We start from the raw sequence: 17,510 nt of genomic DNA on the forward strand, positions 1-17,510 counted from the left end.
CCTCGTCCACGCGGGACTTCGGGATCCCGTTCGAAGCAGCCATCCACTGCAGATGCGCCCGCGCACTGCGATTGGGATGCACCCACTTCGCATCCAACAACGCGCCCACCGTCCGCAACGGCGTCTTCAACTCCCGGTACGGCTTGCCGTCGATCAACGCCGCACCCGACGTCGGCTGATCCAAACCCAGGATCATCCGCATCGTCGTCGACTTACCGGCACCGTTCGGGCCCAGAAAGCCCGTCACGATGCCCGGCTTGACCGTGAACGACAAATCGTCCACCGCTTTCGTCGGTCCGTAAACCTTGGTCAATCCCCTCAACTCGATCATGAGGACCAGTCAACCATGAAAACCGAACTGTCGGAACTTTCGGACGCCAACAGAGAAAGCCGTTGCGTGCGTTCACCGTCGGCGCTAGTATCGAATGTATGTTCGACACTACCGGGGGGTAAAAGTGACGACGAAAGTATCTGAACAGGCGATATCCAAACAGACGATATCCGAAGAGACGATCGGACAATTCCGAGCGTCACTCGTCAGCATGGATCGTTCCATCGACAACGCAGCTCGCGTGGATCTACTACGCGCACTGGAAGAGCTGAAGGCCAGTTGCGCTGGGGCCCAGGCATTGCTGGCTGCCGATCTCGACACGGTAACCCGCAAGGACCGCGGCGAACGGGGAGTTCCGCGCTCGTACCAGGGCCGTGGAATCAACGCACAGATTGCCCTCGCACGGCGAGAGTCGGCATGGTTCGGAACTCAGCATCTCAACCTGGCCCGCGCACTGAAAGACGAGATGCCGCACACACTTCGACTACTCGTCCGTGGCTCCATCAGTGAGCATCAAGCGACAATTCTCATGCGTGAAACTGCGTGTCTCACAGTCCAGGATCGCGCTGCATTGGATCGCGAGTTCTGCTGCGACGCTGCGATCTTGGACGGATGTGGCACCCACCAACTGACAGAAAGAATCCGCGCACGCACTGCGGAAATAGACGCCGACAGTGTTGCCAGACGAGCACGCAAAGCCGTACGAGACAGACGTGTGACGTCTCGGCCTGCGCCCGACACGATGTGCTGGCTCAATGTCCTACTTCCCGCTGCCGCGGGTACCGTCGTATATGCCACGCTCGGCCGCGATGCAGATTCCGTACTTGCCGGCGGGGACGAGCGCACGCGAGCTCAGATCATGGCTGATCTCCTGGTGGAGCGGGTCACCGGAATCGGCCGCGCCACACCGACACCCGTCACGGTGAATCTGATTGTCTCCGACCAGTCACTACTCGGCGACGGTTCCGACCCTGCCCACGTCCACGGGTACGGACCTGTTCCAGCAGCCATCGCACGTGAATGGATCACCTTGTCCGGCGAGGACTCCGAAACCATGACAACGGTTCGAAAGCTCTACGCACGCCCCGATACGGGCGCACTGACCGCAATGGAATCCACCGCGAGAACCTTCCCGAAGGGGTTGGCACGATTGATCGAACTTCGTGATCGAAGCTGCCGCACTCCGTGGTGCGACGCGCCGGTTCGCCACCGCGACCACATTCGCGATCACTCGAGGGGTGGCCTCACCAGCGCAGCCAACGGTGCCGGGTTGTGCGCGGCATGCAACTACGCGAAACAGGGCTCGGGCTGGTCTGCCGAACCTGTACGAGGTACCCGGCACACCTTCACCACGACGACGCCTACCGGGCACCGATATTCGTCTGAGGCTCCGCCACTTCCGACCCCCTGGGCCGGTCCCGACGCGGCCTGAGTTCCTCGGTGTCGCTCACGATCCTCGGTGAGCCAGTGCGTTCACAAACACCTCGGAAATCTCCGAGGGGTCACGAGCGATGTATGTCGAACCGCCCGTCACGCGGGAGATATCGGCGAGCGCCGCCGCATCGGCGTCATCGGTGATGCCGATGGTGACGATGATGACCGGACGCGCCGGATCCTGCTCGCGTGCAAGAACATCGAGCAGCTGTTCACGGCTGATGCTGTCGGGATCTTCGTTGGCACCGTCGGTCAAGATGATGACGCTGTTGACCGCTCGCGGATCGTACGATTCCTGCACCTTACGGAAGGCGGCCAGCGTCGTGTCGTACAAACCGGTGGCGCCACGCTTGAGTTCGGTGAGCCGGTTCGCCTGATCAGCCATCAACTTTCGCTGAGTCACGCCGTCGACGATGGTGTCGTAGCGCCTGATCGGCACCAATTCCTGAAAGTCCTGGGTTCCGTTCATACCTTGGGAGAACGCCCAGAGACCGGCAGCGACACTGTCCGGGAAGACCTGATTGCCGGCGAGAGCGGCAGCAGTGGTCAACTGCATGCGCGTCTTGCCGCCTGCTGCCGGGTAGTCCATCGACGCAGACACGTCGATCGCAACGAGTGTCCGGATCGGCTTGGCCATCAGAGCCCAAGCGCCCAGCGTTTGATCGGCCACCGACTGTTCGGAGACCGTCAAGGCCGTCACGTCACCAACTCCACCTTCGACAGCTCCACCGCCGGAAGTACGGAAACCGCTGCGTGTCAGCACTTCCTGAGCAGATTCACTGTGCAACAGGTCGGCTATGGCGTCACTCTTCTTCGCTGCCGCGTAGTGCCGATCCGGCGCCGAGGCACTGACCACCAGGGGGTAATCCATGATCATGGTTCCAGTCGCCGGTACTGTCGCGGAAATCTTCGACTCGGCTTTCGTGAACTCGACGACCTGTTGCTCGGTCGAAACACCGACCTTGCCGGAGCTGACCAATTCGGTGAGCATCTTCTGCCCTACCGGCTGATCTTCGGTACGAACGCTCTCTGCTTGGGCATGGGGTACGAGTGCCGCTCGAACCGATTCGGAGGTGGCCCCGGTCTCCGCGAGGGCTCCGAGAATGGGCGCCGACGCAACCCCGGTGAACAACGGATTGCCCAGCGCGAGATCGGGAACCTGAAGCGCCGTGAGCCAACTGGCAAACTGCTCGCCACCGCCGGACGCGAGGACGACAGGCGAGGTGGCGATCGAACCACCGGCGGCAGCGACCGGCCCCTTGGCCGTCAGTGCAGCTTTGCCGACCCACGCTGTCGAATCCGGTATCCACATGTCCGGTGCGTCCACGCCCTTGCCCAGGGTTCCCGCTACGTCGCCTGGCAACGCAGAGGTGACCGTGATCCGCGAACAGCCTGTCTGCTCCGGCGACGATTCTGCGAGGATCTCCGTGACTGCAGGCGCGATCGCAGGATCTGCTGCCAGCGAGTACTCGTCGACGCTCTCGCAGGAATCGGACTGTGTTGCCTTGAAGACCACCACCCCGGTAGCGACTACCGCGACGGCAACCAACCCACCCACTGCGTAGAACCCGATCGATCGCCCGCTGTCAGGACTCGAATGCCGTCCGCCCGCCATGAAATCTGCCCTTCCGAGGCCACTCGCACTAGGACATACCGACGGCATGCGTGCGACTGGAGCTATCCCTACCGGGCGGTAGTGTAGCCAAGAACACAGAAATTCCAACTAGCGCTGAATCGTCGGAGAACCGACGAGCCCATATTCCGGGACAGTCCGACCGAAGTCACGAACCTTCAAGCGTCACAGCGACTTTTCAGCAAACCGCCCTGCTCAGAAGAGCTCGCGCTTCTGGACCTTGCCCATCGCGTTACGCGGGAGAGTCTCGGCGAAGCGAACCTCGCGGGGACGCTTGTGCGCCGACAACTCAGCCCCGACCAACTCGACCAACTCAGCTTCGGTGACCTCGGGGCTCCCGGGCTTACGGACTACGACGGCGATGATCCGCTGACCCAGATCGGCGTCGGGGACACCGATCACCGCAACTTCGGACACCGAAGGGTGCCCGAGGATGGCGGTCTCGATCTCGCCGGCGCCGACTCTGAATCCACCGGTTTTGATCAAGTCGATGGATTCGCGGCCGACGATTCGGTGGAACCCACCCTCGTCGATGACGGCGACATCACCGGTCTTGAAGTAGCCGTCCTCCGTCCAGGACTCGGCGGTTGCGTCTGGACGGTTCAAGTAGCCGTCGAAAAGCATCGGCCCACGTACCTGTAGACCGCCGATACTCTCGCCGTCGTGTGGCACGTCGTTGCCCTTCTCGTCACGAAGACGAGTCTCGACTCCGCGCAGCGGCACGCCGACCCACCCCGGGCGTCGCTCGCCGTCGAAACGTGTGCTCAGAGTCAGCATCGTCTCACTCATGCCGTAACGCTCGATGGGCGTCAATCCTGTTCGCTCCCGCAGCTTTTCGAAGACAGGCACAGGAAGCGGCGCACTGCCGGAAACCAGAAGTCGGGCACCGGACAACGCGCGGGCAGCTTCTTCGTCCTCGGCGATACGCGACCAGACGGTGGGAACACCGAAGTAGAGGGAGCCTTTCGCCCGGGCGTAATTTTCCGGCGTCGGCTTGACGGTGTGGATCACCCGGCTGCCGATCCGGAGGGGGCCGAGGATTCCGAGGATCAGTCCGTGCACGTGGAAGAGCGGAAGCCCGTGCACGAGCGTGTCTCGCCACGTCCAGTCCCAGGCCTCGGCGAGCGCGTCGATCCCGGCTGCGATGGCCGAGCGACTGAGCAGAACGCCCTTCGGTGGGCCAGTGGTTCCGGACGTGTACAGGACGAACGCGGTGGTCTCCGGTGCCGGTTCGGGATAGCTGTGCCACGAGCGAGCGTGCAACCGGACGGGAACTACCGGCAGAGTGTCGCAGTGGTCGTCCGTTTCACCGAGCCACGCCTGAGCACCCGAGTCACGCAGAATGTGCTCCCGCTCAGCCTTCCCCGAGTCCGGCGGGACCGGCACAACGGTGACACCGGCAATCAATGCCCCGACGACGGCGAGAATCGTTTTTGCTGTGGGAGTTGCCAATACGGCAACCCGATCGGCCTGCGCCACCCGTTCCGCGACCGAGGTCGCGGCACCGAGAATGGCACTCCGCGAGAGAACCGTGTCACCGATCGTCACGGCGTCGTCGAGGTCGTCACCGCGGGCGACAGCAAGGGGGTTCAGTGATCTCAGCAGCACCACGACAGCATCTCACAGGGCCGATGGTCGCAAACTTTCTCCTGCCCGACGCGCGTCTATCGAGTGAGGAGGGAAAAGCGTCACCAGCGCCGCCCCCAGGAGCGCCCCGGAAAGAACGGCGAATCCGTGCGCATCGTCGACCGTCACCAGGGTTGCGCCGCCGACGACAATCACGGCCGTCAGAACAATCTCAGGCATTCGCGGGCGCACCAGAACACCGATCCCCGCGGCCGCCGCTGCCAGAGCAAGTGTGGCACCGGAGTTTCCTGCGCCGGTCGACGGAAAGACTGCGGTGGTGAGCAAACCGAACAACAGTTGACCGAGCAGAAAGAGAGCCCAGCCGCGTGCGGCGCCCCAGAGCCGAAACGCAGGCGGTGCAACCACAGCCAGGGTCACGAGATTGGTGACGGTTCCTGCGACCCCTCCGTCCTGGACGAGCACGGAGGTCAGAATGCGCCACCATTGACCGTCGCGAATCAATGCGGGATCACGACGAAACATCTCGAGTAGTCCTGGTATCAGCGCCTGCAGGATGGACGGCACTGCAACCATCAGCCAGAGGAGAGTTGCCGAGAGTGGGAATTCTCCGAAAACTCGACGACTTTTCAACCACACGAGCATCAGTGCAACCGAGGCGACAACGACAGCAAAAATCAGTACCGCGTCCAAGCCGCCGGTCCCTGAGGTGGTCACAGCGCGACCTTACATCGGACCGATACCGACATCAGGGAACCTGACACCTGGGAAAGGACACAGTTCAGGCGGAGAGGCGCTTTGCTGCCGCGGCGATTCGTTCGTCTGTTGCAGTGAGCGCGATCCGCACGTGCTTGCTCCCGCTCGGACCGTAGAACTCACCGGGGGCAACGAGAATCCCACGATCGGCGAACCAACTGACCGTCGCTCGACATTCCTCGCCGCGCGTCGCCCAGAGGTACAGACCCGCCTCGGAATTGTCGACGGTGAATCCGGCGCCTCGAACAGCTTCGATCAACACGCTGCGACGCTCGCGGTACCGCTCGCGCTGGATGTTCTCGTGTTGGTCGTCGCCCAAAGCTGCGGTCATCGCCGCCTGGATCGGCAGCGGCAGGATCATGCCCGCGTGCTTACGCACCTCGAGCAGTTCCGACACCAAAGCCGGATCACCGGTGACGAACCCCGCGCGATAGCTCGCGAGATTGGACGTCTTCGAAAGCGAGTGGACCGCAAGCAAACCGGTCAGATCGCCGTCGTTGACACGGGGATCGAGAATGGAGAGCGCATCCGCTTCCCACGTCAATCCGAGGTAGCACTCGTCGGAGACGACGATCGCGCCGCGCTCGCGCGCCCAGGCCACGACCTTCTGCAAGTGCTCGAGGCCGAGCACTTTGCCGGTGGGGTTCGACGGCGAGTTCACGAAGATCATCGCCGCCGACTCGGGACCGAGCTTGTTCAAGCCGTCGGCGCGCAGGACGCGAGCGCCTGCCAGCTTCGCCGCGACCTCGTACGTCGGGTATGCCAACTCCGGAATGACCACGAGATCGTCGGCTCCGAGACCGAGCAATGTCGGCAGCCACGCGATCATTTCCTTCGTGCCGATCGCCGGCAGGACCGCTGCCGGATCGACGTCGGGAATGTTGTAACGGCGATCGAGTGACTCCGCTACGGCCTCGCGAAGTGCGAGCGTGCCGTGCGTCGTCGGATATCCGGGTATCTCGGCAACAGAGGACAAAGCCTCCTGTATCACCGGATCAACGGGATCAACCGGCGTTCCCACGGACAGGTTCACGATGCCGTCGGGATGAGAGTGCGCCTTCGCCGTGACGTCGGCGAGCGAATCCCACGGAAAATCAGGAAGCCCAGCGGCCACCGGAGTACGAGACAAGATCTCTATTCCTCACCCATGGGAGGCAGCGCCTTGATGAACGGCGTGTCGTAGTCGACCTTGCCGAGCTTGGCCGCTCCACCCGGCGAACCGAGATCGTCGAAGAAATCGACGTTGGTGCTGATGTACGCGTTCCACTGGTCCGGGACGTCGTCTTCGTAGAAGATGGCTTCGACGGGACAGACAGGCTCACACGCGCCGCAGTCGACACACTCGTCGGGGTGGATGTAAAGCATGCGTCCACCCTCGTAGATGCAGTCGACAGGGCATTCTTCGATGCACGCCTTGTCCATCACATCTACACACGGTTCAGCAATCGTGTAGGTCACTGCCGATCTCCCTGCCTTCCTGTCGTGCATCGCCGCCGCAACACGCAGTTGCAAGGGGCCGAAAATCCGATACGACTCTCACGTACCGCGGGAACAGCCTATTATCCCCCTGCCAACCGACTCTGAGCAGGCGGGGGTAACACATTTCAGCCTACTGCGGTGATGTTCCTCGACCGAATCGCGATCCACTTCTCCCCCGCAGCAGCAGCGCGGACCAAAGCGCCGCGCTCACCGAGATAATCCGCCACGACGCCGACCACCGGAATCTTGCCGAAAATCTCGTACGGTTTCGTCCGCGACGGCCGCTTGTGCAGCTCGTCCGTGATGGCACGAAAAGTCTTGGACGTGCGCCACAAGGTGCCGATGAGCGCGAACGGGCGCCAGGTCTCGTCAGCACCGCTGACCGACTTTTCGGCGAAATCCTCACCGGCGAGCAGATCTCGGGACTTGGTCTCACGCCGGCACAGCACCGACGCCAGGAGGTCCACCTGCTGATCCCGCTCCGTCACTCCGTGTTCACGGGCAACCGCAACGAGCACAACGGCCTGATTCGCGAATGCCAAGAGGTCCTGGATCGGCAGCCGATTGAGGAGGACGCCGAAGATGCCGGGGAACGCGACGGCAACGGTGTTGAGTGCACCCAACCGGGTCGTCCACCACTTCGAGCGCTGCTCGTCGGTCATCACCGACCACGCAGCCGTCCCGGGGAACTTGACGACGTCGAGGACCCAGGCCGCCGCGTCCAACACCATCGCTGCGGCATTTCGCTCGGGATCGGTCGGCTCGAAGGTCCGACGCTTGATACCGAGCGGATCGCTGTAGGCGAGATCGAGAACCGGGTTGATCCCCCATACCGCTCGATCGAGAACCTCGACGACCTTGCGGTCCCCCAGAACATCGGCCATCAGGCAATCGCTCCTTCGCGTCGTGCATGTGTGGTGGTTCGTTCGCGCGCCGGGCGTCCGATTCCCTCGGCGATGGCGCGCAGTTCTGCGACGGTCTTCTCGGACCCGTGTTCGGAGCCTGCCATCCGCGAGATCGTCTCCTCCATCAGCGTTCCGCCGAGGTCGTTGGCTCCGCCGTTGAGCATCATCTGCGTTCCGGTGATCCCGAGCTTGACCCAGCTGGTCTGGATGTTGGGGATACGACCGTGCAGCATGATGCGTGCCAGTGCATGCGCAGCGCGGTTGTCCCGGTTGGTCGGCCCTGGCCGTGAAGCGCCCGCCAGGTACAGCGGCGCGCTCTGGTGAACGAACGGCAGCAGCACGAACTCCGTGAATCCTCCTGTACGGTCCTGAATTCCGCGAAGAACGTTCAGGTGCCCGACCCAGTGGTGCGGCTGATCGACATGCCCGTACATCATCGTCGAACTCGACCGCAGCCCCACCTCGTGGGCCGTGGTGACCACTTCGATCCACTCTGCCGTCGGCAGTTTGCCCTTGGTGAGGATCCAGCGCACCTCGTCGTCGAGGATCTCCGCTGCCGTACCGGGAATGGTGTCCAGGCCCGCCTCACGCAAAGCGGTCAGCCAATCCCTGATGCTTTCACCGCTGCGCGATGCACCGTTGACGATCTCCATCGGCGAGAACGCGTGGACGTGCATCGACGGCACGCGCTTCTTGACGGCCCGGACCAGGTCGGCGTAACCGGTGACGGGAAGTTCCGGATCGATACCGCCCTGCATGCACACCTCGGTCGCGCCGGCGACGTGCGCTTCCCACGCACGGTCGGCGACCTGCTCTGCCGACAGCGTGAACGCGTCGGCGTCGCCCTTGCGCTGCGCGAATGCACAGAACCGGCAGCCCGTGTAGCAAATGTTGGTGAAGTTGATGTTTCGGTTCACCACGTAGGTGACGTCCTCGCCGACGGCGTCCTTGCGTAGCGCATCCGCCAGTGCCACAACAGCTTCCAGGCCCGGGCCCTCCGCCGTGGCAAGGGCCAGGTACTCGTCGTCGGAGCATCCGGCCGGGTCGCGTTCGGCACTGCGCAGCGCAGCCAGCAGATCGGTGTCGACGCGAATCGGAGCACTGAGCTCGAGTACCTGTTCGCGCACGGTCTCCCAGTCGCCGAACGCACTGCCCAGGTCACTGCGGGTCTCGGTGTTGCGCCCGTCTGTATCGATCTCGGTATTGAGATCGACGCGTCCGCTCGATTCCCACGACTCGTCCGGTTCCTGCCACGGTCGACCCACCGGTTTGGTGTCGGGCCGGGCGAGGCCGGTTTTGGGGTCCGCCAGTGCCTGCACGTGGCCCGCAATGCGCGGATCGATCCACGGAGCCCCGGCCAGGACATATGCCGGCTGAGCCGCAGTGCGTTCGGTCAGGGTGAAGCCGCCTTCGGCGCTGATCTCCGCCAAGGTCTCGAGATTCGGCCACGGACGCTCCGGGTTGACGTGATCGGGGGTCAACGGTGACACCCCGCCCCAGTCGTCCACACCGGCGCCGAGCAGCGCAAGGCACTCGCTGTTCGAGACGAGATTCGGCGGACTCTGAATCCGCATCGTCGGCCCGAGCAGCAGGCGTGCTACGGCGATGGCCGCGAGAAACTCGTCGAGTCCTGCATCAGGGGTATCGCGCATCGCGGTATCAGGTTTGGCCAGGAAGTTCTGGATGATCACTTCCTGGATGTGCCCGAACGCCTTCTGCGACTTGCGTATCGCCATGATCGATTCGGCACGCTCGAGGAAGTTCTCCCCGATGCCCACAAGAATTCCCGTGGTGAACGGGATGTTCAGTCGGCCTGCGTCGGTCAGGGTGCGTAGCCGAACCGCCGGGTCCTTGTCCGGGCTGCCGTAGTGGCATTCGCCCTTGTCGGTGAACAGGCGGGTAGCGGTCGTCTCGAGCATCATGCCCATCGACGGAGCAACGGGCTTGAGCCGCGAGAGTTCCTGCCAGCTCATCACACCGGGATTCAGATGCGGGAGCAGTCCGGTCTCCTCGAGTACCCGGATCGACATCGCCCGCACGTAGTCGAGGGTGGAGTCGTAGCCGCGTTCGTCCAGCCACTGCTTTGCTTCCGGCCAGCGAGCCTCGGGGCGATCACCCAGCGTGAACAACGCTTCCTTGCAGCCCAATTCGGCACCTGCCCTGGCAATGTCCAAAACCTCGTCCGGCTCCAGGAACATGCCGTGCCCAGCGGCACGCAGTTTCCCGGGCACCGTCACGAACGTGCAGTAGTGGCACTTGTCCTGGCACAGACGGGTCAGCGGAATGAAAACCTTCCGCGAATACGTCACGGTGTTCGGCCGACCCGCTGCCAGCAGACCCGCATCGCGAACCTTGGCTGCCGAGGAACACAGATCGGTCAGATCGGTTCCCCGCGCCTGCAGCAGCGTTGCCGCCTCGTCGACGTTCAGGGTCGCTCCATCGCGTGCGCGACGGAGAACTCGCCGCATCGCCGACGCTGACGGGCCGGGCGACGGACTGGACGAGGCGGACGCGGAAATGCCTGGCATCGGAAGCATGGTGGGTTTGCCGGAGTCATCACCAGTTCGGTTCACCTAGCGATCATGCGCCATGTTGGACGACTAGTGCCACCCGGTGCCAGAAGTAGGAGGCCTTACCGCCCCGACACGGCCTCGATCACGACGGCCGGTAGTCGTCGTCGACCGCGACCTCGACTCGTTGATCCACCACGTCAGCCACTGGCGCGTCGAGTGGAATGTCGGTCAGATCGGGTTCTTCGGGGGCGTTCGGATCTACGGGTGTCGATTGTTCGAGCGCATCTGATTCCGGAGCCTCCGGGTCGAATGTCGCATCTTGTTCGGTCATCACGTGCTCCCTTCGCAGTCGCCACACTCCACGATAGGGCCGATGTCGACAGATCGCCCCTCACTCGACCAAAGTAGTGCCCATGACTGCCCCGCAACCGCTGACCATGGCCGACCCGTTATGGCGACCCAGCGCCAAAGCCCCGAGGCTGTGGGCAATCACTGCCTCGCTGTTCTGGGTACCCGTCATCGTCGCCGAAATCGTCTGTGCCGTCTTGATACCCGGAATCCCGTCCTGGGTGGTGGGCCTGGTCTTCGCAGTCACCGTCCTATTCGCGGCCACCTACATTCTGATGGTTCCGGCGTGGCGGTATCGCGTCCACAGATGGGAAATCAGTGACACTGCGGTGTACACACGCACGGGGTGGTTCACCCAGGAACGACGGATCGCACCGATATCGCGCGTGCAGACCGTGGACACCGAACGCGGACCGATCGACCGCATGTTGGGTCTGGCAACCGTGACCGTCACTACGGCGTCGTCGGCCGGGGCTGTGAAGATCTCCGCGCTCGACCAGGAAATCGCCTCCCGCACAGTGGCCCAACTGACGGAGATCGCGGGCACCAACGTGGGAGACGCAACGTGAACGAGAAGCAGTTGGGCGACCCGACCGCGATCGAAATCCCGGTCGAGGCGGAAACGGCAGCTGCCGAGGCAGCCGAGGAGGAACAGCCCTGGCTCCGCCTCGACCGCCGCATGCTTCTGGTCCACCCCGTCAACGAAGTCGTCAAACTGCTCCCGGTCCTACTAGTCTCCGTAGTTCTCGGCAGCCAATCCGGAAACCACTGGTGGGGACTCGGCGTCGTCACTCTGCTCGTCGTCTTCGGTCTGTTGCGGTACTTCACCACCACGTACCGAATCGGGCCCGTTCACGTACAACTGCGCACCGGGGTATTCCAGAAAAAGCTGCTCTCCGTCCCGCGTAGCCGCATCCGATCCGTCGACGTCGAGGCCGGGGTCATGCACCGACTGCTCGGGCTGTCGATCGTGCGCATCGGGACCGGCCAGCGCGCCGGGATCGGCCACGATTCGAACAAGTTCGAACTCAATGCCCTCTCGACTGCCCTGGTTCCGGACCTACGTGCCGCACTGTTGGCCGGCGCGCAACAGGCACGGCGACTGGAAACCCCGGGCACACCGGTCGAGAACATCGCCGAACCGGTCGACACCGAGATCGGTCACTGGGAGCCCAGTTGGGTTCGCTACGCTCCCTTTTCGTTCACCGGAATCGCCATCATCGCAGCGATCATCGGCATCTCGTTCCAATACGGCATCGGCACTGCCGTCGCGAAATCGTCGGCAGTAAGCGACAGCTTCGACTCACTCGAGAGCCTGGGCATCGCGCTGATGGTCGTCATCGCACTCGTCGTGCTGCTGGTGCTGTCGAGTGCACTCGCCTGCGTCCAGTACCTGATCGCGTTCGGCAACATGAAACTCACCGACAACGGCCGCATCCTGCATGTCAGTCACGGCCTGTTGAAAACTCGGCAAACCACACTCGACCGCGCCCGCCTCCGCGGCACGACGCTCAAGGAACCGCTTCTACTGCGATTGGCCCGCGGCGCGCGGCTCGACGCCATCATGACCGGGGTCAGCGCGGAGAAGAAGGAATCTTCGCTGCTGCTCCCGCAGGGGCCACGGAGGGAAGCCGAGCGAGTGATGGCTACCGTGATCGGTGATTCACGTCAGGCGTCCGCCCCGCTGATCCCGCACGGCCCGGCCGCGCGGCGTCGCCGGTACACCAGGGCACTGTTTCTCGCGACTGTGGCGTTTCTGGTCTGCGTGGCGTGCGCGGCTTCTGGTCTGGATGTACCGATCTACGCGTGGTTCGGGGTCGCCGTACTCGCCATCGCTGGCGCTGCCCTCGCCTACGACCGATACAACGGCCTCGGCCACGCAGTCCTGCCGGGATGGTTGATCACCCGAAGCGGCTCGCTCGATCGCCAGCGTCACAGCCTCGAATCCGAAGGTGTCATCGGATGGACAGTGCGCGAGACGTTCTTCCAGCGACGCGCAGGCGTGGCAACCGTCATCGCCGCGACGCCAGCAGGCACCGGAAGCTACGAGGTGATCGATCTCCCCGCCGAGAACGCGTGGGCATTGATCGAAGCCGTCACTCCGGGCGGTGGCGACGTTTGGGCAGGTCGTCGATGATGAGCCTCGCCAGCGAACCGAGACGCGATCGCTCCGGCTGGATGGTCGGAACACCGAGAAGTTCCAGCGGGGCGGCCGTCACCGGTCCGACGCAGTAGGTCGGTACCGGTCCGCGCATAGCTGCGACGAACCGCTCCAGCTCGCCCATCTCTTTGGCCGTGCTGAGCATCGAGGAGACCGCGGGGGCACTGGTGAAGGTCAGTGCGTCGATTGCACCGGAACGAACTGCAGCGACCAACGCGCGGACCGGTGACTGATCCGGCGGCCGGATCCACCGATAGACCGACACCGGGGTGACAACCGCGCCGATGTCGGCGAGGGATGCGCTCAGGTCCGTCAACGGCTCCCATTCGGTGATGGTGCCGTGCAACTGGACCGCGACGCGTAAGCCTGCCACTCCCTCGCTTCCGAGGTGTTCCAGAACTTCCTCGGACGACTCACCCGAAGGCGACCATTCCTCACGCAGTCCGGCGCCCCGGATGGCGCCCGTCGCCTTGGGGCCGCGGGCGATGATGCGCGTCCGGGCCAGAGCTCCGAGGAACTCGTCGGTCAAACCCCACGACGCGACGGCGTCGAGCCAACCCCGAAAGCCGATTCCGGTGCTGATCACGACCAATTCCGGTGGATCGGCAATCAACGCGGACGTCTGAGTGCGCAGGTCTCGATCGTCCACCAACGGCAGCACATGGATCACCGGTGTCCGCACGATCTCCGCGCCTCGACGTTCGAGGAGCGTCGCAAATTCTTCGACACGCCGTTCTGCGGTCAAGGCGATAGTCGCGCCCGCCAGATCATCTTCAGCCACAGGCTGAGTGTCCCTTATGGATGGGTCACTTTCCTACGCGCGCGCCGAGAACTATTGCGAACTGAGGGTGGCAAGCCTGTTGATCGCTACTTTGAAGAGGAAAACCGCGGCCGGAGCGATTGCGCCGACCAGCAGTAAGAACGTCAGAGGGGACGAGAGCACCAGTACATCGCCGCCGGGGCCGCCCACCATGCACACCAAGAACCCGACGATCCAACCGGCGAGCGGCAATGCGGCCATACCCGGCGTCGTAACCGTGCGGGCGGCGATCACCAATACGAGGTTCGCGGTCGCTGCCACGAGAATGCTGATCGGAAATGCCGTCGTACCGAGATGAGTCGGCAAGAACAGGACTGACAACACCGCGCACAAGAACCCGTCGAAAATCAGGACACCGAGGATGACAGGGTCGAGCCACGACAGCGACGTTTCTGTCGAAGCGTCTGTGTTGTTCTCGGCCGTGATCATGGTTTTGATAGTGGTCTATCGACGGCCAACGCGCGAGCGCGGGGTCCCCTCCCGACAAGCACCCCGGCTCGCGCCCGAAAAGCACGAAGTCGATCAGGGAACCGGCGGGAACCCGAGCAGCGTCAGCAGATGACTTTGCTGATCTGCAAACGCGTAGAGCGATCCGTAATACACGTCGTGGTAGTAACCGGCCATCGGACGCAACGAATCGACGAAGGCGACGATCTGGTTCTGCAGGTCCCAGTTGTACATTTCTTCAGCCCCCAGGCTTTGCTGTTACCGAAAGGACCACCCATCCGGTGACACGCATCACACACCACTACGGCGTCGATCGCAATGCCTGTGAGCCGACGCCCAGGTCAGCTGTGCAGCCCGCCGAACAGATCGCGCTCGCGACCGTCCTCACCCACCGGACCGAGCGTGCCGGCGGCCAATACGAAATGCTCGACCGTCAGGATCGGTTGGGCCACGTTGTTCGACAATGCGAACTCGGCTCCACTCGGGGCTACCGTCACCTGAGTGGCGTGGGCGCTCAATGCCCTCGCCTTCGCATCGATGACGCCTCGAACATCGATTGCCGTCGTCACGTCTGCGTCCTCGACGCTCGGCAATTCACCGGGCTCGGGCAGACGCCAGTTCTCCGGGAACTCGGAAATCGCCGCGATGCCGCGTTCGAGTCCGCTGCGCTCGGTCACGGTCCAGTAGAACTTCGGAGTCGACCACGGCTCGCCGGCCTCGGGATATGCGGCCGTTGCTGCAGCTTCCACGGCCGCTGTCGTGATCGCGTGTGCCTGGATGTGATCCGGGTGCCCGTAGCCTCCGTTGGGGTCGTACGTGATCACGACGTGCGGCCGAATCTCACGAATGACGGCGACCACCGCGCCGACTGCCTCGTCGAGTCGAGCATTGACAAAGGCACGGGGATTGGCGGCCGAAGGTGTGCCGATCATTCCGGAGTCGCGATACCGACCGGCACCGGCGAGGAAGCGAGGAGCGGCACTGCCCAAAGCCGACAAAGCAGCGCTCAATTCGGCGATCCGGTAGCCCCCGAGTTGATCGGCCTCGGCAGCCACGAGCCCTGCCCACGCGTCACCGATCACTTCGCCTTCCTCCCCCAACGTGCAGGTGAGGACCGTGACGTCGGCGCCTTCGGACGCGTAACGCGCGATAGTGCCACCGGTGGTGATCGTTTCGTCGTCCGGATGTGCGTGCACCAACAAAAGTCGCTTCGCCGACGCGGTCACTTTGCCACCCTCACCCAGTCCGTAGCGTTTCCGAATATCCCCACCTGCACCGGCCCGTCGAGGACCACGCCCTCGACTCCGGTCCCGACTGCAACCAGCGCTCGGCTCTGCACGATCGGCAAAACCGCCGCAAGATCCCACAGCTTGGGTTCCGCATCGGCGATCAACGACCCGAGATCCCCGATGCCACTGAGCGCTTCGTCGATCCGACCTTGCAACGCCGGATCACACAGCCCGGACAGGTTGCTCGGAGCCTCGACGCTTGTCGTTCGGACAGGCTCCGGAGACTGCGACGGCGTGGGTGTGGGCACCGCCGAACCTGTCGCAGGAGTGGAAGGCGCTGTCGGGCAACTGAACCGGGAGGCCAGCGAAGTTGCGGTGTCAGCGCCTGCTCGGCTCCAACCGACGATCATGTCGACGCGTCCTGTGGTCAGATCCTCGCCGTAGAGCTCCTCCGGCGGCACCGATTCGACGGTCGCCAGGATCCCCACGTCACGCAATTCGTCGGCAGCGGTGTTTGCCACGGCGATCGCGATGTCGTCGTTTTCGGGAGCGCCGATCAGCAGCGTCAACTGAGCGCCGTCCCGGACGATCGATCCGACCGTTCCAGTGCCAGTGACGATTCCGGTGGGCGGTGCTGTCAAGTAACCGGCTGCGGTCAGCTCGCCCAGCGCCTGCTCTCTGGTCGGTTTCGGCGGCGCGGTTGGCGCATATCCCGGATCCGACGGCGCGAGGATCTGAGCTTTCACCGGGGCCGACGCCGATTCACTCCCGGCCGCCACTACGGCGAGCAGGTCCGGATCGAGCAGTCTCAGAACACCTTTACGCACCCGAACGTCCGCGAAGTTCTTGCTGCGCCCATTGACGTTGATGTCGAGAGTGCGCGGAACGTAGGAGAATGCAGTACTGACACCCGGGATTGCAGAAAGCTGAATATCCGTGGCACTACCCGAATGAACTTGCGCCACTTGAGCATCGTCGGTACGCAGTGCATCCGCCAACTGCGAAGCCGTTCCTCCGCGGCGCAGAACTATCTGATCCGGATCTGAGGGCTTGCCCCAGAATCGGTCGTTGCGTTCCAGCACGATTTCGTCTCGACCACGGTCGACCGAGCGCACGTGAAAGTGGGCTCCAGACACCGGAATCCCCTCACTCAAACCGGTGCTGAAACCGCCGGGAGTGTCCTTGATCAGGTGGGACGGAAGAATATCGGTGAACAACTCTCGCCACGCCGGATACGGCGCACGCATCACGACGTTGACCGTCTTGCCACCGCCGGACGAGTTCACGTCGTCAATCATCTGATAGCCCGCGGGGTTGACCACACCGGGAACCGAGATCATCTGCTGCCAGAGGTAGCGAAAGTCCTCTGCCGCAATGGGAGCGCCGTCCGACCATTGAGCTTCGTTGCGCAGTTGGTAGCGAATAGTGAACGGAGCCTCTGACGTCACTTCAGCCGAAACGAGAAAAGAATCGTCGATCGCCCACTCCGTCGCACCAGGCTGCGTCGGCGAATTGATCGGGCGAAACGCACTGGGCAACACGAGGTTGCCGACTGCGGAGTTGACCGGCGACTGATCCGCGAGCAGGTGCGGGTTGAATCCGCCTCCTACCTCGTCGATCGCCACAGTGACCTGCTTCATCGCCGGAACGACCGGAGTCGGTGTGGGCTTGACGGTTTCGGTGCTCTCGACCGGAGGCGGCGGATCGGCCGTACACGCAGTCAGCGACAACGCCGTCACTGCCACTGCCAACGCCAGGTAGCGACGTCCTGAGGCCACAGACAATTCCTTCCGTACGGGGCCGCGTCGCCCCTTCGCACTCGATTTCCGGGCAGAACTTTCGCCCGGAAACCATGAAGGCGAATGTACCT

The 17,510-nt window shown here is 63.4% G+C and carries 17 protein-coding genes; 3 read left to right on the forward strand and 14 right to left on the reverse strand.

Going from position 1 to position 17,510, the window contains the following annotated elements:
- Window positions 1-331 (reverse strand): ATP-binding cassette domain-containing protein (locus tag ABX74_RS11425; RefSeq protein ID WP_047888863.1); only part of this gene is annotated, 331 nt, incomplete at its 3' end.
- Window positions 332-542: 211 nt separating this feature from the next.
- Between ABX74_RS11425 and ABX74_RS11430 the strand changes: the two genes are divergently transcribed.
- Window positions 543-1,763, forward strand: a complete 1,221-nt coding sequence (locus tag ABX74_RS11430; protein ID WP_223257891.1) for an HNH endonuclease — start codon at window positions 543-545, stop codon at window positions 1,761-1,763.
- A 15-nt stretch (window positions 1,764-1,778) separates the two neighbouring features.
- Here the strand turns inward: ABX74_RS11430 and ABX74_RS11435 are convergent, their stop codons facing one another.
- The 8 genes from ABX74_RS11435 to ABX74_RS11470 form a co-directional block, all read right to left on the reverse strand.
- A complete protein-coding gene (locus tag ABX74_RS11435) occupies window positions 1,779-3,380 on the reverse strand; it encodes a substrate-binding and VWA domain-containing protein (RefSeq protein ID WP_029536790.1) in 1,602 nt (533 codons plus the stop codon).
- A gap of 213 nt (window positions 3,381-3,593) precedes the next feature.
- Window positions 3,594-5,006 carry an acyl-CoA synthetase gene (locus tag ABX74_RS11440; RefSeq protein ID WP_047888916.1) on the reverse strand — a complete coding sequence of 471 codons (1,413 nt, stop codon included), beginning with the start codon at window positions 5,004-5,006 and terminating at the stop codon, window positions 3,594-3,596.
- A 12-nt stretch (window positions 5,007-5,018) separates the two neighbouring features.
- Window positions 5,019-5,699, reverse strand: a complete 681-nt coding sequence (locus ABX74_RS11445) for a rhomboid family intramembrane serine protease (RefSeq protein WP_047888865.1) — start codon at window positions 5,697-5,699, stop codon at window positions 5,019-5,021.
- A 64-nt stretch (window positions 5,700-5,763) separates the two neighbouring features.
- Window positions 5,764-6,867 carry a succinyldiaminopimelate transaminase gene (gene dapC / locus ABX74_RS11450; protein WP_021332787.1) on the reverse strand — a complete coding sequence of 368 codons (1,104 nt, stop codon included), beginning with the start codon at window positions 6,865-6,867 and terminating at the stop codon, window positions 5,764-5,766.
- A 5-nt stretch (window positions 6,868-6,872) separates the two neighbouring features.
- Window positions 6,873-7,196, reverse strand: a complete 324-nt coding sequence (fdxA, locus tag ABX74_RS11455; RefSeq protein ID WP_003945248.1) for a ferredoxin — start codon at window positions 7,194-7,196, stop codon at window positions 6,873-6,875.
- A 146-nt stretch (window positions 7,197-7,342) separates the two neighbouring features.
- Window positions 7,343-8,101 carry a hypothetical protein gene (locus ABX74_RS11460; protein WP_020908480.1) on the reverse strand — a complete coding sequence of 253 codons (759 nt, stop codon included), beginning with the start codon at window positions 8,099-8,101 and terminating at the stop codon, window positions 7,343-7,345.
- On the reverse strand, window positions 8,101-10,659 hold the full coding sequence (locus ABX74_RS11465) for a bifunctional FO biosynthesis protein CofGH (RefSeq protein WP_019744516.1): 2,559 nt from the start codon (window positions 10,657-10,659) through the stop codon (window positions 8,101-8,103). The genes ABX74_RS11460 and ABX74_RS11465 overlap by 1 nt, the downstream gene beginning before the upstream one ends.
- A 118-nt stretch (window positions 10,660-10,777) precedes the next feature.
- Window positions 10,778-10,966, reverse strand: coding sequence for a hypothetical protein (locus tag ABX74_RS11470; protein ID WP_003945217.1), 189 nt, complete (start codon window positions 10,964-10,966; stop codon window positions 10,778-10,780).
- A gap of 82 nt (window positions 10,967-11,048) precedes the next feature.
- Here ABX74_RS11470 and ABX74_RS11475 point away from each other — a divergent pair, with 82 nt between their 5' ends.
- Window positions 11,049-11,552 carry a PH domain-containing protein gene (locus ABX74_RS11475; protein WP_047888866.1) on the forward strand — a complete coding sequence of 168 codons (504 nt, stop codon included), beginning with the start codon at window positions 11,049-11,051 and terminating at the stop codon, window positions 11,550-11,552.
- Entirely contained in the window at window positions 11,549-13,120 is a 1,572-nt protein-coding gene (locus ABX74_RS11480) for a PH domain-containing protein (protein ID WP_021345012.1), read from the forward strand. The genes ABX74_RS11475 and ABX74_RS11480 overlap by 4 nt, the downstream gene beginning before the upstream one ends.
- Here the strand turns inward: ABX74_RS11480 and ABX74_RS11485 are convergent.
- The 5 genes from ABX74_RS11485 to ABX74_RS11500 form a co-directional block, all read right to left on the reverse strand.
- Window positions 13,080-13,925: a uroporphyrinogen-III synthase gene (locus ABX74_RS11485; RefSeq protein ID WP_020908485.1), complete on the reverse strand. Its 846-nt coding sequence runs from the start codon at window positions 13,923-13,925 to the stop codon at window positions 13,080-13,082. The two genes, ABX74_RS11480 and ABX74_RS11485, sit on opposite strands and share 41 nt — an antisense overlap.
- Before the next feature lie 51 nt (window positions 13,926-13,976).
- Entirely contained in the window at window positions 13,977-14,393 is a 417-nt protein-coding gene (locus tag ABX74_RS11490; RefSeq protein WP_021332784.1) for a hypothetical protein, read from the reverse strand.
- A gap of 93 nt (window positions 14,394-14,486) precedes the next feature.
- Window positions 14,487-14,645, reverse strand: coding sequence for a hypothetical protein (locus ABX74_RS30375; protein ID WP_179154671.1), 159 nt, complete (start codon window positions 14,643-14,645; stop codon window positions 14,487-14,489).
- A 107-nt stretch (window positions 14,646-14,752) separates the two neighbouring features.
- Entirely contained in the window at window positions 14,753-15,637 is an 885-nt protein-coding gene (gene mshB / locus ABX74_RS11495) for an N-acetyl-1-D-myo-inositol-2-amino-2-deoxy-alpha-D-glucopyranoside deacetylase (RefSeq protein ID WP_047888867.1), read from the reverse strand.
- Window positions 15,634-17,418, reverse strand: a complete 1,785-nt coding sequence (locus ABX74_RS11500; RefSeq protein WP_047888868.1) for an ABC transporter family substrate-binding protein — start codon at window positions 17,416-17,418, stop codon at window positions 15,634-15,636. Before ABX74_RS11500 ends, mshB begins: the two co-directional genes overlap by 4 nt.
- Window positions 17,419-17,510 lie beyond the last annotated feature (92 nt).

The organism is Rhodococcus sp. ARP2 (genome assembly GCF_001029585.1).
GTDB classification, from domain to species: domain Bacteria; phylum Actinomycetota; class Actinomycetes; order Mycobacteriales; family Mycobacteriaceae; genus Rhodococcus_F; species Rhodococcus_F erythropolis.

Excerpts from the sequence above, each read along its gene's own strand:
- ABX74_RS30375 (WP_179154671.1), bottom strand. The coding sequence starts at position 14,645 with ATGTACAACTGGGACCTGCAGAACCAGATCGTCGCCTTCGTCGATTCG.
- ABX74_RS11430 (WP_223257891.1), top strand. The coding sequence starts at position 543 with ATGGATCGTTCCATCGACAACGCAGCTCGCGTGGATCTACTACGCGCA.
- ABX74_RS11435 (WP_029536790.1), bottom strand. The coding sequence starts at position 3,380 with ATGGCGGGCGGACGGCATTCGAGTCCTGACAGCGGGCGATCGATCGGG.
- ABX74_RS11470 (WP_003945217.1), bottom strand. The coding sequence starts at position 10,966 with ATGACCGAACAAGATGCGACATTCGACCCGGAGGCTCCGGAATCAGAT.
- ABX74_RS11490 (WP_021332784.1), bottom strand. The coding sequence starts at position 14,393 with ATGATCACGGCCGAGAACAACACAGACGCTTCGACAGAAACGTCGCTG.
- ABX74_RS11475 (WP_047888866.1), top strand. The coding sequence starts at position 11,049 with ATGACTGCCCCGCAACCGCTGACCATGGCCGACCCGTTATGGCGACCC.
- ABX74_RS11465 (WP_019744516.1), bottom strand. The coding sequence starts at position 10,659 with ATGCTTCCGATGCCAGGCATTTCCGCGTCCGCCTCGTCCAGTCCGTCG.
- ABX74_RS11460 (WP_020908480.1), bottom strand. The coding sequence starts at position 8,101 with ATGGCCGATGTTCTGGGGGACCGCAAGGTCGTCGAGGTTCTCGATCGA.